A 25,437-nucleotide genomic window follows, 5' to 3' on the forward strand; every position below is an offset into this window, starting at 1 on the left:
GGTGCGGTGGTGCAGGGTTGGTGGTGCGGTGGTGCGGTGGTGCAGGGGTGGCGGGATCCGGCTACGACCCCCATCACCCCCGTTCAGGAGGTTCGGCGTCGTCAGCTGTAGATACCGAACTCGTGCAGCGAGTAGCCCCAGCCGGTGCCGCGCTGCGTCAGGTTGAGCCGCACGTGGCGGGCCGTCTCGTTGAGACTGATCGTGTCGATGTCACCGTTGCCCGTCGTGGTGGAGTGCACCGTGCGCCAGGTGGTCCCGTCGTTGGACACCTGTGCCTCGTACGCCTTGGCGTACGCGGGGTCCCAGACGAGCTGCAGTGTGCGGACGGGCTTGGCCTCGCCGAGGTCGACCTGGATCCACTGCGGGTCGGCCCAGTCGCTGGCCCAGCGGGTGGAGGTGTTGCCGTCGGTGGCGTTGGACCCGGGGCACGGGCAGTCGCCGTAGGAGGCCTGGGCGGAGGAGGCGGTGGTGGGCCTGTTCAGAGCGAGGTTGGTGCCGGTGACCGGCGGGGCGACGACCTTCACGGACTTGGTCTCGATGCCCGCGTTGCCCTTGCCGTCCTCGGCCTGGATGTAGACCTTCCACACTCCGAGCTTCTCCGGCGCGGTCACGGCGAACGTGCCGTTGCCAGTGGCGCGCCACTGCGCGTCGACCAGCCGCTTGTCACCGTTCGCGTAGTTGCCGCTCAGATAGATCTTCGGAGTGACCTGGTCGCCGTCGGGGTCACGGATGTCGGCCCGGACCGTGAACTCACGCCCCGCGGGGGCGGCGGACGCCGGGGTGACGGCCATGTTCGTGATGACCGGCGGGGTGTTGTTCCCTGCCGTGCTGCCCGCGTACGCCTTCTTCAGTGCGTAGTACGACAGGCGCTTCAGCCCGTCGGGCACCAGATTGAACCAGATACCGCCGAAGTCATGCTCAAGGCCGTAGTGGAAGAAGGTCGCGCCGAGTGCGACGCCCCGGTGGCCGGTGACACAGTCCCAGGCCTTGGTGTAACCGTCCGCCTTCTGCACGTCGGTGGGCTCGTCGGGCACACCGTTGGCATCGTCGGGAACCTCCCACTCACCCGCCGGACCGCCCTCGGTGATGATGTACGGCTTGGTGTACCCGCCGTCGATCCAGTCCTGGCGCACCCCGCAGATGTCGCCGTAGGAGTTCATCGAGTACAGGTCGAGATCGGGGGCGTTGCGCTTGTAGTACGGCCAGGCCCCGGTCCACGCGTCCGTCGAGGTGACCGGGTGGTCCGGGTCGATGGTGTGGATCTTCTTGGCGACGTCGTTGACGAAGCTGGTGTACGCGTTGCGCTGCGCCTCCAACTCCGCACCGCTGTAACAGTTCTGCAGCCCCAGCACCGACTCGTTGCCGACGTTCCACATCAGGGTCGCGGGATGGCTCTTGTACGCGTCCACCCACTTGGCGAACTCGTTGAGCGAGTTCGTCTTGTAGGTGGTGTCGGTGACGTAGTTGACGCAGCCACCGGATCCGGGGCCGCCGCCGGGCTGCAGCCAGAAACCGTTGACGATCTTCAGTCCCTGCGCCGCCGCGGCGTCGAGGAGAGGCTTGGTGGAACCGTCGGTGCCCCAGGTGCGGATGGTGTTGACACCCATCGACTTCACGTCCGGCAGGTACTTGGGGGCGTCCGCGACGGACGGACCCCAGGTGAGACCCTTGACCGTGTAGGGCTGGCCGCCCACGGTCAGCTGCCAATTGCCCTGCGAGCCCGCGACCTTGACCGCGCCGCCCGGCGGGGGGTCGACGGTGCCCCCCTGGCTGCCGTAGACCTGGAACTCCCACAGGGAGTAGCCGTAGCCGCCGGCGCGCGCGACGCCCTGCATCCGGACAAAGCGACCGGAGCCGGAGACGGCGACCTCGTCGGTGCCGCCGTCGCCGCCGGTGACAGTCTTCAGGGTGCGCCAGTCGCTGCCGTTGTCGGAGGCCTGGATCTCGTAGTTCTTGCCGTACGCGCCCTCCCAGTTGAGGACCACGCGGTTCAGGGTGCGGCTCGCGCCGAGGTCGACCTGGAACCACTGAGCGTCGCTCCACCGGCTCGCCCACCGGGTGCCGGTGAGATTCCCGTCGACAGCGGCGGACGCGGCGAATCCCTCGCCCTCCTGGGAGGATGCGGTGGCCGTCCTGCCCTGAGAGAGAAGCGTTTCTGCGGCCTGGACCTGCGGGGACAGGCTCAGGGTGAGTGAGGACGCCAGCAGCGCGCCGAGCGTCACCAGGGACATCGTGTTGCGTCTGCGGGAACGAGTGGGTGCGAAGGGGGGACGGGACACCTGTGCTCCTGGCTGTTTCGTGAGCCGGGCGCGCCGGCCGGACCGTCAGGCCCGGTGCGCGTGCGGCGCTTGTGGAGGGGGCTGCACGGAGTCGCCGTGCGAGCCCTTCCGGGCCGGACCGCGGGGAAGCGAGCTCCCGGCCCGGAAGGGAATCGAGGTCCTCACCGTCGTACGGCGGTGAGGCATGGACGTCTCAGGGGAAGGAGACGACGGTGGACGGCACGGTCGAGGTGCCCGAGGGGATGGTGGACGCCCCGGTGTCGTTGATGACGTGGTTGTAGTGGCCCATGCCGCCCAGGGACACCACCAGGAGACTGTGGAACTTCACCCCCGGCTTGACGGGAGCCTTGAAGCCGTGGTCCTGGACGATGGTCGGGTCCACGTTGTAGTTGCAGTAGCTGCCCAGGCCCCAGGCCTCGTGGGTGTTCACCGAGTCGTCGACCCGGTAGGCGGCGTACCCCTTGGTGGCGCCGTTCTGGATGGCGGCCTGGTTCGGGGCGTCGTAGGCCTTCTCGTTCTGGTAGAAGATCGTGCGGCCGCGCTCGCCGTACCACTCGACGTCGTACTTGTTGAAGTGCTCCACGAACAGGCCGGTGGCCAGCACGTCGTCGCCGTTGACGCGTACGCCGTAGTCGGCGCGGTTGGTCTCCCAGCCCCAGCCCTCGCCGTGGTCGGCGCGCCACACCCAGGTGTGGTCGATGATGGCGTCGTCGCTGTTCACGACCATGCTGGTGGTGGCCTTCCCCGCGCCGGCGCCGCCGATACGGATGTAGACGTCCTGCACGGTGGTGGGGTTGGCCGCGTGGTCGGCGGCGGAGTTCTGCGGGCCGAGCTCCAGCAGGGTCGGCGAGTTGACCGGCCCGGCGTCGATCAGGAAGCCGGCGAGGCGGACGCCGTCGACGTCGGCGACCTTCATGGCGGTGACGCCGTTGTCCGGGATGATCGTGGCGAGGCCGAGGCCGAGCACGATGGTGTTCGCACGGTTCACGTTGAGGGTCTGGTCGACGTGGTAGACGCCGGGGGTGAACAGCAGGTTCAGGCCCTGGTCCAGCGCCTGGTTGATCGTGGCGGCGGTGGCGCCCGGCTTGACGACGTAGAACTGGTTCAGCGGTACGGACGTGCCCGCCGGGGCGCCGTTCGCCCAGCTGGTACCGCGCGCGTTCTCGCGCTTGGCCGGGGCGAAGACCTTGTACTCGTTGCCGTCAAGGTAGAGGTAGGGCTTCTCACGGGAGAGGGGCGTGGTGTTCAGCGTGGTGTAGCGGGGCTCGGGGAACGCGTTGGCCGGAGCGCCCTCGACACCCGAGAAGGTCTGGTTCCACACGCTGTTGGACCAGCCGCCGATGGAGCTGTCGCGGGTGTACCACTGCTGCTGCGAGTAGTTGCCGACCTGGCCGTCGATCTTGCTGTCGGCGATGTAGCCGCCGCTGGCCCAGCCGTAGCCGTTGGGCGCCAGGTTGAGGCCGCCCTTGACGTGCATCCGGCGGAAGGACGCGGCCTGGGAGACCGCCCAGCGGTTGGTGCCGCTGACCGGGTTGACGGTGAGGCCCTCCACGCCGCGCCAGAAGTTCTGGGTGGCGTTGCCGTTGAACCAGCCGGCGTCGACCGTCACGTCACCGTTGATGGTGGTGTCACCCGGGCGCAGCCCCAGACCGGCGACCTGCGTGTAGAAGCCGACCTGCGCGTTGAGGTTGTTGTAGGTGCCGGGCTTGAAGAGGAAGGCGTGCCGCCCGCTGCCGAACTGCGCCGACTCCTGCTCCTTGAAGACCTGGTCCAGCTTGCCCTGGATGTCCGGGGTGGAAGGATCGAGGACGTGCACGTTGGGGCCGAGGTCGCCACCGCCGGGCAGGGTGGGACCGGTGCCGCCGGTGGACCCGTACACCTGGAACTCCCAGAGCGAGTAGCCGTATCCGGTGGCCCGGGTCACGCCCTGCATGCGCACGTACCGGGCCGTGCCGGAGACGGCGACGGTCTCGTTGCCGCCCGCGCCGGCCGCGGTCGAGTACGCCGTTGTCCAGTGGGTTCCGTCCGTCGACAGCTCGATCCGGTAGGCCTTGGCATAGGCCCCCTCCCAGCGCAGCACCACCTGGTTGACGGCGACGGCACTGCCGAGGTCGACCTGCAGCCACTGCGCGTCGGAAGCCGCGCTCGACCAACGCGTACCGAGGTTTCCGTCCACCGCTTCCGTCGCCGGGGTTCCGTAGTGCTCCTGGCTCGAAGCCGTGACGGGCTTGCCCTGCGACAGGAGCACGGGAGCAGCCTGTGCCGCACTGGTCGGCACCACGGCCAGGAGCGTGGCTGCAACCGCGGTGACGACGGCAGCCGCGAGACTGCGCCGTACGCGGCCGCGGGGCGGCGGTGGAGCCGCCAGGGGCATGCCAAATGTAGCCATCAGGGGATCTCCTTGTAGCGAGAAAAGCGCGGGGGAGAGCGCTCTCCGGAACCATGCCCCTCCCCCTGGGTGCGGTCAATACTTCTGACACGACTTTCCTTTCCTCTTGACTTAAGCAGCGATAGGAGCGCCCGGAGGGCGGATTCGGCCTCGCAGGGCGTCGCGGCCGTGGACCCCGAGGAGGCGACGGGCGCGGTCGTACTGTGCGCCGGTGACGGCGCACGGGGTGCCGGGGAGGCCCGGCGATGACACAGAGCGACACCCTTCTCGACTGGTTCCGGCGCGGCCTCGCCCTCTCACCGGACCGGCCGGCGGTACGGGCCGGCGGGGAAGAACTGACGTACCGTCAGCTCGACCTGGAGGCCCGCGGACTGGCGGGCGCCGTCCTCGCGGCAAGGTCCGGACCGGGACGGGTCGGAGTGCTCGCTCCGCGCCCGGGCCGCTCGCCTACGCGGGCGTGCTCGCCGCCCTCTACGCGGGCGCGGCCGTCGTACCGCTCAATCCGGAGTATCCGGCGGAACGGACCCGGGCCATGATGGACGCGGCGGACATGCCGGTCATGATCGTCGATCTCACCGCCTCGTCCTGTCTGGCGGAACTCGGCTCCTCGCTCGACGACATCGCGGTGGTCGACCGTGCGGGCCCTCCCGGTGGAACAGGTGACGGTGCGCCGGGGCCGAGCGGGCGGCGTCCTGCTCACGTCCGGCGAAAGGCTCGACGCGCCCGTCGTCGTCTCCAACGCGGACTACCACCGCACCATGACGGATCTGCTGCCTCCCGGCCTGCTCTCTCCCGCTCTCCGGGGGAGAGTGGAGCGGGGTCGGTACGCGCTGCCCACGGCCTCGCTGTTCCTGGCGGTCGACCATGAACCGGACTGGCCCACCGACGCCAACATCTGGTGCTTCGCGGACGACGACATCGATGTGTGCCACTCCCGTTCGCCGGGGACCGGGTTCGGGGTCGTCACCCTCGCCTCGGCTATCGCTCCCCCCGGCCAGCGCGCTTTCCAGGTGCTGACCCTGTTGCCCCGGACGAAGACGGAGCCGTACTCCCGCACGTACCGCAGGAGTCCGGAGTACACCGAGAGGAAGGCTCACGTCACCGCGCGGCTGCTGGACCTCGCGGAACGGGCACTGGGACCGTTCCGCGATCGCCTGACCCACCTGGAGCTGTCCACCGCCGAGACCCACACCCGCTACACGGGCGCCACGGGCGGGACCGCGTACGGGCTCGCGGCGACGCCCCGTCAGACCGGACCGCTGCGGCCGTCGTACCGGACACCGGTCGACGGCCTGTACCTGGTCGGCGTGAGCACGCGGGCCGGTGGCGGCTTCCCCGGCGCCGGCGCCAGCGGTGTGCTGTGCGCGTCGGAGATCCTGGGCCGTCCGCTGCTGGCGGCGGTCAGGGCCGGCGCGGTGCTCGGCGATCCCGGACTGCTGCCCGAGCGCGGCGAGGGGTGGGATCCACTGCGTGTCTCACGAGGCAGAGCCCGCGCGGCCCGGTCCGTGCCGCCGCTGCGCACGAAGTGAGGAACCTCGTGTTCCCCGGACGGGAATCCGACGTCCTGGACCGGGCGCGGATCGAACCCGGATACGCGGACGGCGCCGAACAGGCCCCCACTCCTGTGGCCGCGCCCAACAGCCCCTCCGGTGCGCCGACCGCCGTGTCGTGACCGCATACGGAGTTGGCATACCCGCGCCCGAACGGGCGTCGAGGACAACGAGGAGGAGCACTGTGTTCAAGCAGGGACAGAAGCACCCCGAAGGGCAGAAGGCCAACAGGGACAGAAGCACCCCGAAGGGCAGAAGGCCAACCTGAGGCGAGTCGGGTCCGCCCTGGCACTTGCGGTCTCGACCACGGCGCTCGTCCTGCCGACCGCCGCACCGGCGGTCGCGGCAAGCGCCGGAGACTGCTCGTCCGTCAGGACCGTCTGCCTGTTCGCGGAGACGGGCTTCACCGGGGAGCGGCTGACCGTCAGTTCGTCGGCCGCCGGGGGCACGTGCGTCAATCTGGACAGTTCCGGGTGGGCCGGACCGGCGAGATCCGTTGTCAACACCCACAGCCGGAGCGGGCGCCCTCCCCCGGTCTCTTCGGTTCCACTCTCCGGTTGCGAAGGAAGCGGCCGAGCGCGTAGGCGGCCACCCCCGGGCATCCCGGGGGTGGCGCGACGGCCGTACCTACAACGGAGGACCGGCCACCCTCAGCCACGCACGTCCGCCCGCTTCCGGCCTCCGGGCAGCTGACCGGAGGCCGGACGCGGGGCTCCGGTCAGCCGGCGGTCGCCTCACGGTGGGCGCGAACGATGTCCGCGTAGCACCGGCCGCTCGTCTTCACGGTCCGCTTCTGCGTGGCGTAGTCGACGTGGACCAGGCCGAAACGCTTGTCGTAGCCGTAGGCCCATTCGAAGTTGTCGAGCAGGGACCAGGCGTAGTAGCCGGCGAGCGGCGCACCCTTGCGGACGGCGCGAGCGCAGGCCGCGATGTGCTGCTCGAGGTAGCGGGTGCGCTCCGGGTCGTGGACGGCGCCGTCGGGTCCGACGGTGTCGGGGAACGCCGAGCCGTTCTCGGTGACGTACAGCTTGCGTACGCCGTAATCCTCGGTGAGCCGCAGCAGGAAGGCTTCCAGGCCGCCGGCGTCGATCTCCCAGTCCATGCCGGTACGGGGAACCTCGGGCAGGCGTGCCTCGGAGGCGTACGGGACGGGGCCGGCCGGATCGTCGGCGACGGTGACCGGGAAGTAGTAGTTGAGGCCGTGCCAGTCGAGCGGGGCGGCGATGGTCTCCAGATCCCCTGCCCGCTCGGGCAGCTCGACCCCGTACAGCTCACGCATGTCGACGGGGAAGCCACGGCCGTACACGGGGTCGAGCCACCAGCGGTTGGTGTGGCCGTCCATGCGGGCCGCGGCGGCGATGTCCTCGGGCCGGGTGGACGCGGCTGCGACGGTGGAGTGGTTGGTGACGAGTCCGACCTGGGCCCCGGGTACGGCGGCGCGGACGGCCTGGGTGGTGAGGCCGTGTCCGAGCAGGAGGTGGTACGAGGCGCGCACGGCCGCCGTGAGGTCGGTCATTCCGGGGGCCATCCGGCCCTCCAAGTGGCCGATCCACCCCGAGCAGAGCGGCTCGTTGAGGGTGGCCCACCGGGTGACCCGGTCGCCGAGCCGCTCCGCGACGACGGAGGCGTACGCGGCGAGGTGCTCGGCCGTGACCCGCTCGGTCCAGCCGCCGTGGCTGTCCAGGACCCGGTTCTGGAGTATCTGCGGCAGGTCCCAGTGGTACAGGGTGACGGACGGGGTGATCCCGGCGTCGAGGAGGCCGTCGACGAGCCGGTCGTAGAAGTCGAGTCCGGCCTTGTTGACGGGGCCGTCGCCGCCGGGCACGATGCGCGGCCAGGCGACCGACATCCGGTACGTGTCGGTGCCGAGGCGCTTCATCAGGGCGATGTCCTCGGGCCACCGGTGGTAGTGGTCGCAGGCGACGTCGCCGTGGTCGCCGTTGTCGATCGCACCGGGGACACGGGAGAAGGTGTCCCAGATGGAGGGTGACCGGCCGTCCTCGGCGACGGCGCCCTCGATCTGGTATGCGGCGGTCGCCGTTCCCCAGGCGAATTCCGGAGGGAACGCCTCCAGGTCGAGCGAGGTGCGGAAGTCGGTGGATTCGGACACAGGGGACCTCTTCGTGGTCAGTGTGGAGGAGGACGTCACTTGACCGCACCCGCGGTGAGGCCGGCGACGAGGTAACGCTGGAGGAGCAGGAAGCCGACGACGACAGGGACGCTCACCACGAGGGAGGCGGCCATCACCTGGTTCCAGTAGACGTCGTTCTGGGAGGCGTAGCTCTGGAGGCCGACCGCGAGGGTGCGGGTGGTCTCGTTGGTCATGACGGAGGCGAAGAGGACCTCGCCCCAGGCGGTCATGAAGGCGTAGATGGCGACGGCGATGATGCCGGGGGCGGCGGCCGGCACGATGACGCGGAACAGCGCCCGGATCGGACCGCAGCCGTCGACCTTGGCTGCTTCGTCGAGTTCGCGCGGGATCGAGTCGAAGTAGCCGGTCAGCATCCAGATGGAGAACGGCAGCGAGAAGGTCAGGTAGGTGAGGACCAGGCCTTCGCGGGAGCCGAAGAGAGCGATGCCGGTGGCGTTGCCCACGTTGACGTAGATGAGGAAGAGCGGCAGCAGGAAGAGGATGCCGGGAAACATCTGCGTGGAGAGGACCGTCACGGTGAAGACCCGCTTGCCGCGGAAGGTGTAGCGGCTTACGGCGTACGCGGCGAAGATCGCGACGATTACGGAGAGAACGGTGGCCGCGCCCGCGACGAGAATCGAGTTCACGAAGTAGTCGGCGAGCGGGACGGTCTCCCAGATGTCGAAGTACGGCCGCAGCGTGATGTCGGACGGGATCCACTCGAACTTCCCCGAGACGTCCTTGAGGGGTTTGAGGGAGCTGGAGATCATCACATACACGGGCAGCACCACGAACGCGGTGAGCAGGGTCAGGAAGATCCGCCGGGTCCAGAGGAACGAACTGGGCGCGGCCATGGGTGAGCGCTGAGCGGGCTGCGCGTGCCTAGACATCGGAAGTCTTCCTTCCGCGGGTGGTGAGCAGGAGGTAGATGCCTGTGACGACGAGGAGGAAGAGCAGGAGCAGCACGGACATGGCCGAGCCGGTGCCGAAGTTCCACGTCTGGAACGACGACTGGTAGATGTGGAAGGAGATCAGGTCGGCGGCTTCGGGTGCCGCCTTGCCGAAGAGCACGAACGGCGTGTTGAAGTCGTTGAACGTCCACAGGAAGAGGACGAGGACGAGGACCTGGTTGACGGAGCGCAGGGACGGCAGGGTGATGTGCCGGATCTGCTTCCACACGCCGGCGCCGTCGAGGGCCGCAGCCTCGTACATGTCCCGGGGGATGTTCTGCAGACCGGCCATGACGGTAAGGAAGGCGAAGGGCCAGCCCTTCCAGACCGAGACGATGAGCAGCGCCCAGAAGCTGTTGTCCCCGATGAGCCAGAAGGCAGGGCTGTCGCCGATGCCGAGCTGGTCGTGCAGGACGTGGTTGATGATGCCGTTGTCGCGCTGGAACATGAACGCCCACGTGATGACGGCGGCGTAGACGGGCAGCGCGTACGGGACGAGAAACAGGGTCCGCAGGAAGCCGCGGCCCCGGAAGTTCTCCTGGAGGAAGATCGCGGCGGCCGTCCCCAGACACCAGCACAGTCCCACGGACAGGACGGTGAACAGACAGGTCGTCAGGAAGGACTGCAGGAGCGCCTGGCCGACGGGGGCGTCGAAGTCGACGGTGAGGGAGTAGTTGTCCAGGGCCGTCCAGGGGGCCTCGGACCAGTTGCGGATGTAGAACTGGGTGAGCTCGCGGAAACTCATGGTGACGCCCATGAGCATCGGTATGAGGTGCACCAGGAGTTCGAGCAGCAGAGCGGACAGGAGGAGCAGGTACGGCAGTGCGACGCGGCGACGCCCGGAGCGGCGCGGTCTGCGCGCCCCTCCGGGTGCGGCCTTGCGCACCGTCCGCTCACTCCGCGGAGTGACGACGGTTTCGGTCATGTTCGGGCGGCCTACTTCTTGGGCATCTGCTGCTGGGCCTTTTCGAGCTTGGCCCGCACGGAATCGGTGGTGACGGCCTGGCCGGCGGCGGCCTCGGCGAACAGCTCCTTGACCGCGGTGCCGACGACCGTCTCGAACTGGGACTCTTCGGGGAACTGCGGGAGGGCGGCGGCGCTGGAGGCGAGGGTGTCGCGGAGTGCCACCAGGTCGGGGGTGTTGAAGGCGGCGTCCTGCTGGGCGGTCTTGACCGGCGGAATGGAGCCGTAGGCCTTGTTGAGGGTCTTCTGCTCCTCGTCGCTGGTCATGAACTTCACGAACTTCAGCGCGCCATCGTGGTTCTTGGTGTTCTTGAAGACGGCCATGTTGATGCCGGCGACCATGGAGTTGGTCTGCTTGCCCGGGCCGGGCCGGCCGGACGGCACGGGGGCCGGAACAACCCCCCACTCGTCCTCTGACATCCCCTGGGTCTTGAACGTGGCAGCTGCGGTCTGCCACAGCACCATGCCGGTCTTGTCATTGGAGAAGTCGCTGAGGGACTGGTTCTGCGCGTACTCGGCGTTCCCGGGAGAAACGATCTTGTGCGTGGCCATGAGGTCGACGTACTGCTTGACGGCGGCCACCGCGTTGTCGGAGGTGAAGTCGGCCTTGCCGTCGGCGGTGAAGAAGTCGGCCCCGTGCTGCTTGCCCAGGACGAAGACCTGGTGGATGTTGGCGGAGAGGTTGGAGCCCTCGGCCCCGATGCCCGACTTGCCGATCTTGGTGAGCTTCTTGCCCGCCTCGACGACCTCGTCCCAGGTGGCCGGCGGCTTGGTTATGCCCGCTTCCTTGAACAGCTTCTTGTTGTAGTAGAGCGCGTACGCCATGGAGTACAGCGGAACGGCGGCCGGGTCCTGCCCCTGGACACCGGTGGAGCCGAGGACCGATTCGACGAAGCGGTCCTTGCCGCCGATGGCGTCGAAGTTCTTCGCGTCCCACGGCAGCAGGGCGCCGGTCGACTGCAGCGAGGCACTCCACGTGTTGCCGATGTTGAGGATGTCGGGGCCCTGGCCGGAGGTGGTCGCGGTGAGGATCCGCTTGAGCAGGTCGGCCCAGGGCACGACCTCCAGCTTCACCTTGATGCCGGTCTGCTTCTCGAACTTGTCGAGCTCGGGCTGCAGGACCTTCTTGTCGACCTCGATGTTGGCGCCCTGGTTCGATGCCCAGTAGGTGAGAGTCTTGGGCTGTTCGTTGGATCCGGAACCACCGGCGGAACCGCCGCCGCAGGCAGCCGCCGAGAGGACGAGGGAGAGAATGACGGCTCCGACAGTTGCGATTCTGGTTCTGCGCATGGGTCCACGAGTCCTTTTCAGGGATGGTGAAGCCGAGTGGGATCAGGAAGCTGCGTCCCACACCAGGACCTGACGGCCTCTCGGCTTAATTTAGAGTGTGAGTTAAACCTCGGGAGAAGGTCGCGTCAAGGGTCGTCACAGCGGTATGTTGCGCGTAGGACCTACGGAAGAGGGTGTCCGGTGAGAGTGCGCAGCGGTCGTACCGTGCGTGACCTGCGGAGAGAGAACCGCACCACGGTTTTGCAACGGTTGTATTTCGACGGGCCTCTGAGCCGCTTTTCCCTCGGGCCGGCCACGGGCCTCAGTTCGGGGTCCGTGAGCAACGTGGTGGCGGAGCTGGTCGCAGAGGGCCTGGTGGAGGAAGCCGGCAGCGTCGACTCCGCCGGCGGTCGGCCCCGCACGCTCCTGCGCATCCACCAGGGCAGTGCCTGCATGATCGGCGTCGACGTCGGTGAGACGCGGGTCCGGGTCGAGCTCTTCGACCTGGCCCTCACCGAGCTCGCACGGGTGGAGAAACCGCTCGCCACGAACGAACAACGACGGGAGGAGCGCTACGACGTCGCTCTCGTGGTCGCTCACATACGTGACGGGATCGAAGAGGTCGTCCAGCAGGCAGGGGTGGCGCCCGGGAAACTGCTGGGCGTGGGCGTAGGAGTTCCGGGCATCGTCGCCAGGACACCGCAGGACGGCGCGGTGGTGCACGGAAAGACAATCGGCTGGGACGCCGTGCCCCTGGAGCGGCTGCTGCGCGAGACCGTGACGCTGCCGCCGGAGGTGCCGTACTTCATCGACAACGGAGCCATGACGCTGGGTCAGGCCGAGATGTGGTTCGGGGGCGGCCGCGGAGCGAGCAGCGCCGTCGTCGTCCTCTTCGGTTCCGGAGTCGGCGCGTGCGTCGTCAGCGAGGACCTGCACTCCGCGCGGGCCGTGGAATGGGGGCATCTGAAGGTACGGGTCCGGGGGCGCCGTTGCCGTTGCGGCGCCCAGGGCTGCCTGGAGGCCTACGCCGGAGCGGAAGCGCTCCTGGAGCGCTGGCGGGAGGCCGGCGGCCGCCCTCCGGCCGGCGCCGATGAGGAGACAGCACTGACCGCACTTCTCGCCTCCGCCCATCCTTCCGCCCCCGGGGCGGAGGCCGACGCGACCGCGCTCGCCGTCCTGGAGGAGACCGCGGAGTACCTCGGCGCCGGGTTCGCCGATCTGATCAACCTCTTCCAACCGGAGCGGATCGTCGTGGGCGGATGGGCAGGCCTTCAGCTCGGTACCAGGTTCCTCGACAGTGTCAGGGAGCACGCCCTCCTCGGTGCCCTCCCCTACCCGGCCTCGCACGTGAGCATCGGACTCGGCACCCTGGGACCCGACGCCGTCACGGTCGGCGCCGCGATCCTGCCGCTCGCCGAGTTCTTCGCCCGGGGAGGCCGCCGGGAGCCGCCGGAAATCGAGGAGACGACGCCGGCGTGGAAAACCGCGCTGGGGAAGCGGGCGGCGCAGTGAGGGCGCCGAAGGGCCCTGCCCGGGCCGGCGGCCCACGCTCCGTCGGCACACCGCACCCGGCGCGAACGGACGACGGGCTCGCCCGGTCCGGGGGCCGGACGCCAGGTCCCCTCAACGGTGGACCGTTACCGCAGCGCGCGGTGTGACGAGCACCTCCGCCGTCACCCGTTCGATCCGTCCCGGCGCGGCCGCCGCGTAGCCGGCGAGCCACTGCGCGGGCGCTCCACGGTGGATCGCGGCCGGGCCCGTTACCGCCCCGGGGCTCGGTCGCACCCCGCCCGTGGACCGCGACGGCGGCGCGAGCCTGTGAAAGGGATGCTGCTCGCCGGCGGCAGCGGCTTGCCCGGACCACCTCTCCCGAGGAGGGTGCGCACGTAAGGGGAGCCGATGAATCCCGCACCACCCGTCACCAGCACACGGATCGATGTCGTCGAAAGACCCGCTTTCAGCCTCTCGGCAGCGGAACTCGACGAGTTGGCGGCTCTCTCACCCTCACCGATTTATTGGAGACCCTCTCCTGTCGCGAATTCAGAAGACATCCACACGAGTGTCAACACCTCACGCGGTATGCAGAGGGAGCGTCAACGGGCAACAGACAGCAGGTTCCAGACACCTCGTCACGCCGATTCCCGGACCACGAGTTCCGCATCGAAGACGACCGACACGGGCTGCGGCTGCCCGCCCTCGATCTGGTCCTGCAGGAGCCTCGCCATCGTGGCCGCCATCTCCTCCATCGGCTGGCGGACCGTGGTCAGCGACGGCCGGCAGGTGAGCGCCGGGCCCGAGTCGTCGAACCCGATCACCGCCACGTCGTCCGGCACCCGTCTGCCGGCTTCGTGCAGGGTCCGGCACACACCTTGCGCCATCAGGTCGTTGGCCGCGAAGACCCCGTCAATGTCACCGTCCTCGGCGAGCAGACGGGCCATCGCCGCCGCACCACTGTCCTCGGTGAAACCGCCCTCGGCCGTCATGACGTGCGGTTGGCCGTGCCGGGCCATCGCGTCCCGGAAGCCGGCCAACCGCTCCTGAGCAGTCGACAGGTCGAGCGGGCCCGTAACGGTGGCTACTCGGCGGCAGCCGCGTGCCAGCAGCTTCTCAGCGGCCAGCCGCGCGCCCTCGCGGTGCGCCACGTCCACGTAGCTGACCGGCGCGGAAAGCGCAGGACGACCGAACAGCACGCACGGTATCCGCTCGGCGGCGAGCAGGCCCGGCAGCGGGTCCCCGGCATGGGTGGAGAAGATCAGCGCGCCGTCCGCCCTGCCCTGCCGCAGGTACGCAACCACGTCCTGCCGCGCGGTATCGGTCTCGGCGAACATCAGCACCGGGTACATCGAACGGGGACGCAGGAAGCCGACGACACCGCTGACCACCCGGCCGAAGAACGGGTCGCCGAGCACCTGGGAGGCGAACCGGTTCTGGGCGCTCTCCGAGTCGTCACCCGCTCCGGAGACGACCAGAGCGACGGTTTCGGTCCGCCGGGTCACCAGAGAACGCGCGGCACGGTTCGGGGCGTAGCCGGTCCGCTCGATGGCGCCGCGCACTGCGGCCTGGATCGTCGGATCCACGTTGCGGATGCCGTTGACAACCCGGGACACGGTCGCGCGGGAGACACCTGCCTCCCGCGCGACGTCCTCAAGGGTGGGCGCCTGTCTGGTCATGCCGGTACCCTATCCGCGCTGCGTGCACGGCCCTCGCCTGCGGCCGGCCGGTCCGGCCTGTTCGGTCGACGTGGCTGCGATGAGGGTCGGCCTCACGCCTTTGACCCGGCCCTCGGCCTGGCCGGGCCGAGGACGCCGCCCACGAGGCAGTCATCGGTGTCGACCTCTTACATGCGGCAAGCCGCGGCCAGCACCGCCGGACGCGGGTACAAACGGGAAATGCTGGAGTTGCTGGACGTCCAGCCGGGTCAGACCGCGCTCGATGTGGGATGCGGCCCGGGCGCGGACCTTCCGGCCCTGGCCGAGCCGGACTGGGACACCCTGGTCGTCGATGCGGAAGATCTCGACACGAGCCGTGCGTTCACGCGTTGCACCACCTCAGAGGCGGTCCGTCACGCCACCATCGGCCGCCGTCTCGCTCGTGACGCCGAACGGGCGGGGTTCGCTGTCGAGACGGTGAGGGCCACGACACCGGTCTTCCTCGACTTCCAGGACGCGGATCGCACCTTGGGACTCGGCCGCAACATGCAGCGAGCCATCCAGGGCGGCCACATCGACGACGCGCGCGGCCGTAGGTGGTTCACGGCGCTCTCCGAGGGACCCTTCTTCGCGTCCTTCACCCTCGTCACCGTCATCTGCTCCCGCTGAGCCAGTTGAACTCGCCTCGGTGGGGCAGCCGGCAGGCAGCCGGACCGGCCAGCCAGGTCTGCGCCGTGGATCTGGCGGGTCCGATCGAGCGCGTCAGTGGTGAGTCCGTCGCAGAGATGACCCGGCTCGATGGTGCAGTGTGACGTGGTCCGGCAGGCGAACTACCTCCGTTGGGCAGCGCAGGCGCGCAGCGAGTCGATCAGTCCGCTCAGGGCGGGGGTGGCCGGTGCGGATTCCCGCACGGCCGCCCAGATCGAGCGGACGGGCTCCGGGTTACGGATCTTGCGTACGAGCACGCCGGGATGCCGGCTGCCGATGCCCAGCCGGGGGATCACGCCGATGCCGAGTCCGGCGGCGATGAAGCCCTGCGCCGTGGCATGGTCCTCGCTGTCCACCACGAAATCCGGGGTGAAGCCGGCCGCGCCGCAGGCCTTGAGTACCGGCTCCAGGCAGGGGCCGGGACGGTCGCTGGCGATCCACGGCTCATCGGCGAGATCGGCGAGATCGAGCACCCGCTTCCCGGCCAGCCGATGGCCCTTGGGCAGCACAGCGTCATAGCCGTCGTCGAGCAGGTGCACGAGGCGGATGCCCTCAACGGCCGCCCTCTCCCGCGCCCTGACCACGAGCGCCAGATCGGCCGTGCCCTCCCGCACCTCCGGCAGCGGGTCATGCGGATCGCTCAGCTTCAACTCGACCTGCACGCCCGGCTGCTCGCGGCGCAGCTCCGCCAGCGCGGGAGCCAGCAGCGGGGCCCCGGCCGTGGCGAAATAGCGGACCGCGATCCGTCCAGTACGCCCCTCCCGAAGGCCGGCGAGCGCGGTCTCCGCCTCCGCGACCTGCCGGCCGATGGCCGCGGCGTACTCGGTGAGCAGCCTCCCGGCATCCGTCGGCCGTACACCCCGCCCGGTCCGTTCCAGCAGCGCGATACCGGCCTCACGCTCCAGCACGGCCATCTGCTGGCTGATGGCCGAGGGCGTATAGCCGAGATTCCGGGCAGCCGCGGAGACCGAACCGCTGGTGACCACGGCTCGCAGTACCTGCATACGTCGCACATCAAGCATGTAGCTGAGCTTAACGCTTCCTGAAGATCTCTTCGCTTGTCTTACGGGCGGGCCCGGGACACCGTAAGAGAAACACCATCACCTGGAGGCAGCCCGTGCGCAGTGGCAGAAGCGGCACCCATCTCCGCATGGCCGTCCTGGCCCTTCTCTGGGGCTCGGGCTTCCTCCTGATCAAGGTCGCGCTCAGCGGCGGCCTGGCCCCACTGCACATCACCGTCATCCGCTGCGCCCTCGGCGCCGGCGTGCTGCTGGTCCTGGCCCGCGCCGCACGCCAGCGGATGCCGCGCGAGCGCCGGATCTGGGGGCATCTCGTGGTGGCTGCCTTCTTCTGCAACGCGCTGCCGTTCTTCCTCTTCAGCCTCGGCTCCCGACACGTCGACTCCGGGGTGGTCGGCGTCCTCAACGCCACGACCCCTCTGTGGTCGCTGCTGATCGGCCTCGGTCTCGGTACCGACCGTGGGCTGGGCCCGCGGCGCCTGGGCGGGCTGCTGCTCGGCTTCGCCGGCGTGCTGCTGATCTTCGCGCCCTGGCAGCAGTCGGGGCTGGTCGGCGGGGGCGCCCTGGTCCTGCTCGGGGCGGGGGCCAGCTATGCCGTCGCCTTCGCCTACATGGCCCGCTTCCTCAGCCTGCGAGGCTCCTCACCACTTGCCCTCTCCGCGGCTCAGCTGCTCATGGCGACGGGCCTGACCACGCTCGCGCTGCCCACCGGACCGGCGGCCCCGGCAGGTCCCAGCCTCAGCGCGGTGATCGCCGTCATCGTCCTCGGCATCTTCGGCACCGGGATCACCTTCCACCTCAACTCCCAGATCATCGCGACCGAAGGCCCCACGGCGGCCGCCACCGTCGGCTATCTGCTGCCGGTCGTCTCGATCGCGCTGGGCGCGCTCGTCCTTGACGAGCAACTGAGCGCGCGGATCATCGCGGGGATGGCCGTGGTACTCCTCGGCGTCGCGCTCACCCGCAGCAAGGGGCCCAAGGCCGCCCGCGAAGCCAACCCACGAACGCACGGACCAGACGAGCCAACTCCCCCTGCCGGCAAGGCGGCTTCCGCGCCCTCTTCAGCGCCACCGCTCCCAGCCGGCTGAGGGCCCGCAGAGAACCGACGTGTGGCTCCCGCGCTGGTGGAACCCGACGAGCGGGGCGATCGGAAGACCGAACTCACAACCTTGGCCACCGTGCTTGACCTGAAGCTCGGTCGAGGTACGAGAGTCGTGTCATCGAACGGCGAGACGAGGAGATTCCGATGACACAGCCCAGAATCCTGGTGACCGGCGCGACGGGGAAGGTCGGCGGCGCGGTGGTGGCCCAACTGCACGCGGCGGGTGTGCCCGTACGGGCGTTGGTGCGGGGGAAGGTGGACTTCCCTGAGGGCGTGCAGGCGGTACGCGGCGATCTCGGTGATCCCGCGTCGCTGGGTACGGCGCTGGACGGCGTCGACACGGTTTTCCTGGTGTGGCCGTTCCTGAGCGCCGAGGGCGCGCCGGACGTGATCGACGCGATCGGGAAGCACGCTCGACGGGTGGTGTACCTGTCGTCCGCCGGGGTCGGGGACGAGGAGGAGCCCGGCGAGGCGATCACCATGTTCCACACGCAGTTGGAGCGGCTGATCGAGGCATCGGGCCTGGAGTGGACGGCACTGCGGCCCACCGGCTTCGCGAGCAACACGCTGGGCTGGGCGGAAGAGGTCCGTACCACCGGTGCGGTACGGGCGCCGCTGGCGCGACTGGCCCGGCCGCTGATCCACGAGGCGGACATGGCTGCGGTCGCCGTCGAGGCACTGACGACCGATGCCCTGCTCGGCACCCGCCCTCTGATCACCGGCCCCGAACTGGTCACCCAGGAGCGGCAGGTGGCGCTGATAAGCGAGGCGATCGGGCGCCCGGTGCGGTTCGAGGAGATCACGCTGGACGAGGCCGCCGAGCAGATGAGGGCCACCGGCTACCCGGCGGAACTGGTGGCGGCCATCGTGCCGGCCCAGGCGGAGATGCTCGATCGCCCGGAGCCGGTCAACGATGAAGTGGAGCGCATCACCGGCACCCCGGCCCGGTCCTTCCGGGAGTGGGCGGTGGACCACGCGGCGGACTTCCGCTGAGGGGGGCGGCTGCGCGTCCTTGGGCGTGGACGCGCAGCCGCCACCAGCGGGACAGGGCGACGTTGGCTGCCTCCCCTTACTCGCCGTTCAGCATGTCCAGGGCGGGAAACGGGGCGCTGTGGTCGACGAGGAGGGTGTCCGGCAGCCGCCGGTGCCTGGCGCGTGACCTTCCGCCCGTGGCCGCGGAACAACTCGCTGCGCCGCGGTGCAGCAGTGCCGGATCGGCCCTGCTGCATCGCGCCGTTCGATTGCCCGAGTCACTCGGCTCGCCCGTTCTTTCTGTGGCTCACCCGCGTGCCTCCCTGTCCCGGCTGCCGAGTGTCAGTTCCACGTCATCGCCGAGGGGGGTCAACTTCTTGACCGGCCAGGTGCATTCGCCGACGTGGGTCCCTGCGCCGGTGGTGTGGGCCGGAACGACCAGTACCGGGCCCGCGTCGCCGTCGGTGCGGAGGTCCGCATCGGCGGACGTCCCGTCGGAGAAGTTCAGGTCCACGCCGACCGGTCGAGGCGCGGCGGCGAAGGCCTGCGGATCGGGCAGCCCCTGGAGACGGCAGCGGACGCCGGGAAAGAGATGCGTGTACCCGCACAGCGCCGGAAAGGTCTCGGAATCCTGGGGTTCTGCAAGAGGCTCGGGCACGGGCTGGCTCCAGGCTGCGGAAAGGGAATCGGTCCTGCCCAGTGTGGCCGGGGCGCACCGGAAACGGAGTCTGACGCGTCGGCAGGTGATGTCCAGGATGCGCAGCCGGGGAGGGCGCACCGGCCGTCAGATCGGCGCCGTTGCGCGAGGGCAGCATCCGGGCAGTGATCCACCGCGAATACGCGGCGACCCTCACCAGGACCGGCGGATGTCCCGTCCGCCCGAAGCCGAGCGGAATCTCGGCGACCGGGAACCCACGGGTCACACTGGGCGATCTCGCCCGTTTCGGGGGATTCAGCGGCGCGGTGGTGGCGCCTGTGGACAGGGAGATCCGCTCGCGAACTGCTTCCTCCATGCGTTCGCCCTTCTCTCCTGTCACGCGGTCCGCACGGCCACTCCGTTTTGACAACCTACCGCCGCCACTTTACCTTCATGATGGAATTGCTTCACGGTGGAGGTATCTCGAATGCGTGACCCGTCCGTCACCCTTGAGGAGACGACCGAGCCCTACCGGTGGAGGTGGTTGATCCTGATGGTCATGATCGTCGCGGAGATCATGGATCTTCTGGATGCCTCGATCGTCAACGTCGCCGGACCGGACCTGGAGAAGTCCCTGGGTGCCGGTTCCGTCGGGTTGCAGTGGGTGATCGGCGGCTATGCACTGACCCTGGGGGCCGGGCTCGTGCTCGGCGGCCGGCTCGGCGACCGCTACGGTCGGCGCCGGATGTTCCTGATCGGTCTTGCGGCCTTCACCGCGGCCTCGCTGCTGTGCGCGATCGCGCCGAACATCGAGTTTCTGATCGTCTTGCGCCTGTTGCAGGGCACCGCCGGAGCGATGCTGCTGCCCCAGGGACTGGGCCTGCTGCGGGAGAACTTCTCCGGGCCCGAGCTCACCAAGGTCTTCGCGATCTTCGGACCCGTCCTTGGGCTGGGCGGCATCATCGGGCCTGTCCTGGGCGGCTTCCTCATCGAGGGCGACTTCTTCGGACTGGGCTGGCGGTCGGTGTTCCTGATCAATCTGCCGATCGGCGTCGCGGCACTGATCGTTGCCGCGAAGTTCGTGCCGAGGAAGGCGGGTGATCTTTCGGTACGGGTCGACATGACCGGCGCCGCCCTGGTCGTGGCGTCCTGCGCCTTGCTGGTGCTGCCGCTGAACCAGGGGCAGGAGGAGGGCTGGCCGCTGTGGACGTGGCTGTCCATGGGCGCCTCGGTGATCGGCTTCGCTCTCTTCGCCCTCCAGCAGCGCCGCACGGCCGCCGCGGGCCGCGAGCCACTGGTGACCCCGGGCTTGCTGCGCAAGCCGGCCTTCACCGTCGGCCTCGGCGGCATCGCCCTGTTCTTCGGCGGACTGATCGGCAGCCAGCTCGTCCTGACCCTGTTCCTCCAGATCGGCCACCACTTCACCGCCGGTGACGCGGGGCTGGGCAACCTGCCCCTCGCCGTGGGAACCGCGGTCGGCGGCGCCATCAGCGGCGCGTTCCTCGCGGACAAGATCGGGCGCAAGGTGCTCCAGATCGGACCGCTGGTCCAGTTGGCCGGCGCGGCCGTGCTGTGGTTCGAGCTCGACGGCCTCGACGCCACCTCGTTCTCGATCTGGGACATCGTCCCTGGCGCGACGGTGGCAGGGGTCGGCGCCGGCATGGTGATCGCCGCCCTGTTCAGCTTCATCCTGGCCGCGGTCGACGACGACGAGATCGGATCCGCCTCCGGTGTCCTGTCGGCGGTCCAGGCGGTCGGCGGCTCCGTCGGCGTCGCGGTCTTCGGCTCGGTGTTCTTCGCCCAGGCCAAGACCGGTGACTTCAGCGGCGGCTTCCACCATGCGCTGATCGTCCAGGCGTGCCTGCTCGTGGTCTTCCTCGCGATCACCTTCCTGCTGCCCAAGAAGGGCCGCCCCGAAGAAGAGCAGCACGGCATCACCCCCGAGACGACTGCCGACGACTCCGGCACCAAGCAGCACCTCGTCGTCTGAGCCCCGGCCGGGGCCGTGCACAACAAGCGGCCCCGGCCGCGCCCCCGATGGACCGCACAGAGGTCGCATCCCGAGGCGGGAAACGGCGAGGAAGACGTAAGGAGGCGTCATGACACACCGGCACGTGCTGATCGCGGGAGCCGGCATCGCAGGCCCGGCACTGGCCCACTGGCTCGGACGGCACGGAATGCGGGCCACCCTCGTCGAGCGGGCCCCCGCTCCGCGGGAAGGCGGACAGACCGTGGACCTGCGCGGTGCCGGGCGGGACGTCGCCCACAGGATGGGCCTGGAACGCACCCTCCGGGCCCACGCCACCCGTGAGGAAGGCATCCGCTTCGTCGACGCAGCGAACCGCACCAAGGCCGCCTTCGCCAGCGGCGCCTTCGGCGGCCAAGGCCCGATCGCCGACCTGGAGATCCTGCGAGCCGACCTGTCACGCATCCTCTACGAGACCACCCGCCCGCACACCGAATACCTGTTCGGGGACGAGATCACCCAGCTGTCCGACTCGGGGAAGAGCGTCGACGTCACCTTCCGCAACGGGCCGAACCGTACGTTCGACCTCGTCGTCGCGGCCGACGGAGCCCGCTCCCGCACCCGCGACCTGATCTTCGGCGACACCGAGATCCGGCCGGTCGGCCTGACGACCGCGTACTTCACCATCCCCCGCCGGCCCTCGGACGGCAGCTGGGCCCGCTGGTACAACGCCACCCGAGGACGCACGGCGACCCTGCGTCCCGACAACCGAGGCACTACCCGCGCCTCCCTGTCCTATCTCTCCGAGCCCGAGCCCCGCGGAGACGAACGCCTGGCACCGGACGCCCAGAAGAAGCTCGTGCGCCGTCTGTTCACCGGCGCGGGCTGGGAGGTTCCGCGCATCCTCACCGCCATGGACACCGCCGACGACTTCTTCCTCGACTCCGTTGTTCAGGTCCGTATGCCCTCGTGGTCGCAGGGGCGCGTCGCCGTCGTCGGCGACGCCGCGTACTGTGCCTCGCCCCTCAGCGGGATGGGCACCAGCCTCGCCCTCGCCGGTGCCTATGTCCTGGCGGGCGAACTCGCCCACCACGCGCATCACGGCATCGCGTTCGCCCGCTACGAGGGCATCCTCCGCACCTACGTCGCCCGGGCCCAGCACCTGCCGCCCGGCGTGCCCCGCATCGCTGTCCCCCGCACCCGGGCCGGCATCCACACCCTCAACGCCGTTCTGCGCGCCGCCTCCGGGCCCCGCGTCGCCAAAGCCCTCAACCGCTTCCTCGTACCGCCCGCCGACACCTTCACGCTGCCTCCGTACGGCCTCCGGTAGTGCTTTGTCAGGTGGTCCTGTCGTGGTGGGGGGCTGGGAGGCCCGGACGAAACACCCCGTCTCTCCCGCCACCGAACGAGGTTCATGCTCACTGCCGGAGATGATCGCGCAGGCTGCGGGCGGCCTGCGCCATGAGGGCGTCGGCGCCCGGCTGCGCAGCGGCCGGGACCCGGGACTCGGTCAGGACGGCGATAGCGAAGGCCTGGCCGTCGGCGTGCTCCACGACGCCGATCTCGTGCCGCAGGTTCAAGAGTGTTCCCGTTTTGGAGGACCACCTGCTCGCGTCGGAGCTGAAGTCCGGCGCCAGCCGGTGCCGGAGCACGTTGTGCGCCATGAGGTCACGCACCCGCTCGGCCACTTCCGCATGGATCTTCGACGGGGTCCAGATGGCCTGGAGAAGGTCGACGAAGGCGCGCGCACTGCCGGAGTTGGCGCGGGGCGTATCGAGTTGCGGCACCCGGTGCCCGCGGCCACTGGTACCCGCGGTGATGGCCAGCGAGTGGGCGAGGTGCACCTGGTCGGCGTCGAAGCGCTCCACGGGCGTGTCGAAGAGTTCCTCCGTGCGGTGCCGGACGGTGATGCCGCGAAGGCCGGCCTCCTGGAGGATCTGGGCGACCTGATCGGGCGGAGTGAGGTCGAACAGCGCGTCGGCGGCCGTTCCGTCGCTCAGGCAGGTGCTCAGGTAGAGCAGGTCCTCCACGGCGATCCGGACGGGGTGCCGGAAGCGGCTCAGGCCGGTCGGGCCCGGCGTCGTGACGCGTCCGGGTTCCACCTCCAGCCTCATTGCGCCGTCCAGCTCACCGCGCCGTATGCGTTCGAGCGTGGCGAGCGCGAGGGGGACCTTGACCAGGGAGGCCGAGGGCAGGAGCGTGTCCGCCTCGATGCCCAGCTCCTCCCCCGTGTGCAGGTCCCGCACGAGCAGGCAGCCGCGCAAGCCGCCGTCCTGCAGTCGGGCGCGTACGTCGCGCAGCAGGGCCTCGGTGTTCATGCCGGCGTTTCTCCCCCGGTACCGGCCTGGGCACCCGCGCCCAGGCAGCGGGCGATGGCGTCGCCCAGGTGCGTTTCCACGAGCAGGGGATCGCCGTCCGCCGCGGCGGTCAGCGCGTAGCCCCGGCGCAGGACGGTCTCGCCGATGGGGTGCCAGGCCAGGGCGAGTTCGTCGGCCTGCGCCCGGGAGCACAGCAACAGGTCTTCCGAGCAGAGGACTTCGGCTGCGGCCGCTGTCAGCTCGGGTGAGGTGACGACCTGCGTGGGCCGCAGTCCCAGCGCGTCGCGCAGTCGCGTCAGTGGGTCGCGGATGTGCGGTACGTCGTCCTCCGGCTGGACCCAGATGTGGCGTGCCGGGCCGGGGTCGGCCCGCCCGAGTCGCAGTGTCTCGACGTAGATCCGCCGCACTCCGCCGTCCCGCGCCGCGGCCAGCCCGAGCGGCACGGTCCAGGTCGCCTCGTCCGCGGGCACCGCGAGCAGAGCGGCACGGACCTGTTGCGCGTGCATGAGTTCCCTGCGCCGCGCCGGGCCCGCAATCCGGGGGGCGAGCCTGATGGCGTGCCCGCGAGCTTCCGCGACCAGGCGGGCGAGAGCGGACGCGGAGCAGATTCCGGGAACGGCGAGCCGCCACGGTTTACGTTTGGCGGCTTCGGCCTCGTCCAGCAGCACATCGGCGGCCTGGACGAGCGATCTGGCCGCGGGCAGCAGGTCGCGCCCGAAGGGGGTGAGCACGGCCCGCCGCGACGTGCGCTCGAACAGCTGCTCACCGAAGCGTTCTTCCAGTGCAGCGACCCGACGGCTCACCACCGGCTGCGACATCCCCGTGGCAGCCGCCCCATCGGTGAAACCGCCGTACTCGCTGACACTCACGAACGCCCGGCACGCTCCGACCAGATCCACGACCGGAACCCTATGCGATTACCGCAACAAGACGCGCATGAGCGTATTGGACCGCATGACCGAGCGGGGGCGAGGCTGACACCGGCACTCACGACCACGTACTGGGGCGGAGCGGTACCGCCTCGTCCCCTATGCGCTCCGATGCGGGGCGCCCGGAGGTTTCAAGCCCGTGCAGCACAACCGTGTCCGGCGCAGCGTCACCTGTGCGCTCGCCGCCCTCTCCCTGGTTTCCCTCACGGCCTGCGGGCAGAACGACGCCGACCGGCCCCCGTCCCGATCGGAGCCCGTCGCGGCCACGGCAACCGCGCCGGCGAAGTCGTTCACCCGCGACTTCAAGGAACTTGAGCGCAAGTTCGACGCACGACTGGGCGTGTACGCCCTCGACACCGGCTCCGGACGCGACGTGGCCTACCACGCCGGCGACCGGTTCGCCTACAACTCAACGTTCAAGGCGCTCCTGGCCGGGGCCGTGCTGGGCAAGTACTCCGTGGCCGGCCTCGACCGGCGGGTGAGCTATACGCAGAAGGACCTGGTCGCCAACTCACCGGTGACAGAACGCCACGTCAACACCGGCATGACGCTGGGCGAACTGTGTGACGCGGCCGTCCGCTACAGCGACAACACGGCAGCCAACCTCCTCTTCGACCACGTCGGCGGGCCCAAGGGGCTGGACGCCGCTCTGACGAAGATCGGCGACCGCGTCACGCGCATGGACCGTGAGGAGCCGGAACTGAGCCGGTGGGTGCCGGGCGAGAAGAGGGACACGTCCACGCCGCGGGCACTGGCCGGGGACCTGCGCGCGTTCGTCCTGGGCGACGTCCTTCAGAAGCCCGAGCGGGCACAGCTGACGAAGTGGCTGCGGACCAACACCACAGGTGACGCGACCATCAAGGCCGGCGTGCCCAAGAACTGGGTCGTCGGCGACAAGACGGGGACCGGCATCCATTACGGCGCCCGCAACGACATCGCCGTGGTGTGGCCCCCGAACTCCGCACCCCTCGTGATCGCGATCCTGTCGCACCGCAGCACGAAGGACGCCGAGCCGGACGACAGGCTGATCGCCGAAGCGGCCTCGGTGGTCGTAAAGTCGCTCTCCTGAAGCACGTCGCGTTGCGCACGGACCTGCACCCCGGCGG

The 25,437-nt window shown here is 69.7% G+C and carries 21 protein-coding genes and 1 pseudogene; 11 read left to right on the forward strand and 11 right to left on the reverse strand.

The window, feature by feature from the left end; all coding sequences use genetic code 11:
* Positions 1–101: 101 nt before the first annotated feature.
* Both ACIA73_RS19475 and ACIA73_RS19480 read right to left on the reverse strand, forming a co-directional pair.
* Positions 102–2,231 (reverse strand): discoidin domain-containing protein, encoded by a 2,130-nt coding sequence (locus tag ACIA73_RS19475; RefSeq protein WP_399440112.1) that lies wholly within the window; start codon positions 2,229–2,231, stop codon positions 102–104.
* A 241-nt stretch (positions 2,232–2,472) separates the two neighbouring features.
* Complete coding sequence (locus tag ACIA73_RS19480) at positions 2,473–4,653, reverse strand: discoidin domain-containing protein (RefSeq protein WP_399440113.1); 2,181 nt, start codon at positions 4,651–4,653, stop codon at positions 2,473–2,475.
* A gap of 472 nt (positions 4,654–5,125) precedes the next feature.
* On the opposite strand from ACIA73_RS19480, the pseudogene ACIA73_RS19485 reads away from it, so the two are divergent.
* The 4 genes and pseudogenes from ACIA73_RS19485 to ACIA73_RS19500 form a co-directional block, all read left to right on the forward strand.
* Positions 5,126–5,242, forward strand: a pseudogene (locus tag ACIA73_RS19485) (AMP-binding protein); the annotation flags it as partial.
* 61 nt (positions 5,243–5,303) lie between these two features.
* Positions 5,304–6,197: a phytoene desaturase family protein gene (locus tag ACIA73_RS19490; RefSeq protein WP_399439825.1), complete on the forward strand. Its 894-nt coding sequence runs from the start codon at positions 5,304–5,306 to the stop codon at positions 6,195–6,197.
* An 8-nt stretch (positions 6,198–6,205) separates the two neighbouring features.
* The gene (locus tag ACIA73_RS19495) at positions 6,206–6,340 is read left to right on the forward strand and encodes a hypothetical protein (RefSeq protein WP_399439827.1); all 135 of its coding nucleotides are present in this window, start codon (positions 6,206–6,208) and stop codon (positions 6,338–6,340) included.
* Positions 6,318–6,911: a peptidase inhibitor family I36 protein gene (locus ACIA73_RS19500; RefSeq protein ID WP_399439828.1), complete on the forward strand. Its 594-nt coding sequence runs from the start codon at positions 6,318–6,320 to the stop codon at positions 6,909–6,911. Before ACIA73_RS19495 ends, ACIA73_RS19500 begins: the two co-directional genes overlap by 23 nt.
* A 25-nt stretch (positions 6,912–6,936) precedes the next feature.
* Here the strand turns inward: ACIA73_RS19500 and ACIA73_RS19505 are convergent, their stop codons facing one another.
* The 4 genes from ACIA73_RS19505 to ACIA73_RS19520 are packed head-to-tail and all read right to left on the reverse strand — an operon-like array spanning position 6,937 to position 11,552.
* Positions 6,937–8,328, reverse strand: a complete 1,392-nt coding sequence (locus ACIA73_RS19505) for a GH1 family beta-glucosidase (protein ID WP_399439829.1) — start codon at positions 8,326–8,328, stop codon at positions 6,937–6,939.
* 35 nt (positions 8,329–8,363) lie between these two features.
* On the reverse strand, positions 8,364–9,203 hold the full coding sequence (locus tag ACIA73_RS19510) for a carbohydrate ABC transporter permease (RefSeq protein WP_399440114.1): 840 nt from the start codon (positions 9,201–9,203) through the stop codon (positions 8,364–8,366).
* 28 nt (positions 9,204–9,231) lie between these two features.
* Positions 9,232–10,224 carry a carbohydrate ABC transporter permease gene (locus tag ACIA73_RS19515; protein WP_399439830.1) on the reverse strand — a complete coding sequence of 331 codons (993 nt, stop codon included), beginning with the start codon at positions 10,222–10,224 and terminating at the stop codon, positions 9,232–9,234.
* 11 nt (positions 10,225–10,235) lie between these two features.
* Positions 10,236–11,552, reverse strand: coding sequence for an ABC transporter substrate-binding protein (locus ACIA73_RS19520; protein ID WP_399439831.1), 1,317 nt, complete (start codon positions 11,550–11,552; stop codon positions 10,236–10,238).
* 180 nt (positions 11,553–11,732) lie between these two features.
* Here ACIA73_RS19520 and ACIA73_RS19525 point away from each other — a divergent pair, with 180 nt between their 5' ends.
* Entirely contained in the window at positions 11,733–13,043 is a 1,311-nt protein-coding gene (locus tag ACIA73_RS19525) for an ROK family protein (protein WP_399439832.1), read from the forward strand.
* A gap of 617 nt (positions 13,044–13,660) precedes the next feature.
* Here ACIA73_RS19525 and ACIA73_RS19530 read toward each other — a convergent pair.
* Complete coding sequence (locus tag ACIA73_RS19530) at positions 13,661–14,701, reverse strand: LacI family DNA-binding transcriptional regulator (protein ID WP_399439833.1); 1,041 nt, start codon at positions 14,699–14,701, stop codon at positions 13,661–13,663.
* A gap of 219 nt (positions 14,702–14,920) precedes the next feature.
* Here ACIA73_RS19530 and ACIA73_RS19535 point away from each other — a divergent pair, with 219 nt between their 5' ends.
* Positions 14,921–15,349, forward strand: coding sequence for a hypothetical protein (locus tag ACIA73_RS19535; protein WP_399439834.1), 429 nt, complete (start codon positions 14,921–14,923; stop codon positions 15,347–15,349).
* Positions 15,350–15,510: 161 nt separating this feature from the next.
* Here the strand turns inward: ACIA73_RS19535 and ACIA73_RS19540 are convergent, their stop codons facing one another.
* Positions 15,511–16,410, reverse strand: coding sequence for a LysR family transcriptional regulator (locus ACIA73_RS19540; RefSeq protein ID WP_399439835.1), 900 nt, complete (start codon positions 16,408–16,410; stop codon positions 15,511–15,513).
* Positions 16,411–16,538: 128 nt separating this feature from the next.
* Between ACIA73_RS19540 and ACIA73_RS19545 the strand changes: the two genes are divergently transcribed.
* Together ACIA73_RS19545 and ACIA73_RS19550 are read left to right on the forward strand one after the other, a co-directional pair.
* On the forward strand, positions 16,539–17,495 hold the full coding sequence (locus tag ACIA73_RS19545; protein WP_399440115.1) for a DMT family transporter: 957 nt from the start codon (positions 16,539–16,541) through the stop codon (positions 17,493–17,495).
* Between the two features lie 158 nt (positions 17,496–17,653).
* Positions 17,654–18,502, forward strand: a complete 849-nt coding sequence (locus ACIA73_RS19550) for an NAD(P)H-binding protein (protein WP_399439836.1) — start codon at positions 17,654–17,656, stop codon at positions 18,500–18,502.
* Between the two features lie 286 nt (positions 18,503–18,788).
* On the opposite strand, the gene ACIA73_RS19555 is transcribed toward ACIA73_RS19550, so the two are convergent.
* Positions 18,789–19,139 carry a hypothetical protein gene (locus ACIA73_RS19555; protein WP_399439838.1) on the reverse strand — a complete coding sequence of 117 codons (351 nt, stop codon included), beginning with the start codon at positions 19,137–19,139 and terminating at the stop codon, positions 18,789–18,791.
* 466 nt (positions 19,140–19,605) lie between these two features.
* On the opposite strand from ACIA73_RS19555, the gene ACIA73_RS19560 reads away from it, so the two are divergent.
* Positions 19,606–21,108, forward strand: a complete 1,503-nt coding sequence (locus ACIA73_RS19560; RefSeq protein WP_399439839.1) for an MFS transporter — start codon at positions 19,606–19,608, stop codon at positions 21,106–21,108.
* Positions 21,109–21,217: 109 nt separating this feature from the next.
* Positions 21,218–22,414, forward strand: coding sequence for an FAD-dependent monooxygenase (locus ACIA73_RS19565; protein ID WP_399439840.1), 1,197 nt, complete (start codon positions 21,218–21,220; stop codon positions 22,412–22,414).
* An 88-nt stretch (positions 22,415–22,502) separates the two neighbouring features.
* Here ACIA73_RS19565 and ACIA73_RS19570 read toward each other — a convergent pair whose 3' ends face one another.
* Positions 22,503–23,402 (reverse strand): serine hydrolase, encoded by a 900-nt coding sequence (locus tag ACIA73_RS19570; protein ID WP_399439841.1) that lies wholly within the window; start codon positions 23,400–23,402, stop codon positions 22,503–22,505.
* The gene (locus ACIA73_RS19575; RefSeq protein WP_399439842.1) at positions 23,399–24,301 is read right to left on the reverse strand and encodes a LysR family transcriptional regulator; all 903 of its coding nucleotides are present in this window, start codon (positions 24,299–24,301) and stop codon (positions 23,399–23,401) included. Before ACIA73_RS19575 ends, ACIA73_RS19570 begins: the two co-directional genes overlap by 4 nt.
* Before the next feature lie 169 nt (positions 24,302–24,470).
* On the opposite strand from ACIA73_RS19575, the gene bla reads away from it, so the two are divergent.
* Positions 24,471–25,400, forward strand: a complete 930-nt coding sequence (gene bla, locus ACIA73_RS19580; protein WP_399439843.1) for a class A beta-lactamase — start codon at positions 24,471–24,473, stop codon at positions 25,398–25,400.
* Positions 25,401–25,437 lie beyond the last annotated feature (37 nt).

The organism is Streptomyces sp. NPDC051561, from assembly GCF_044454195.1.
Classification (GTDB): Bacteria; Actinomycetota; Actinomycetes; order Streptomycetales; family Streptomycetaceae; genus Streptomyces.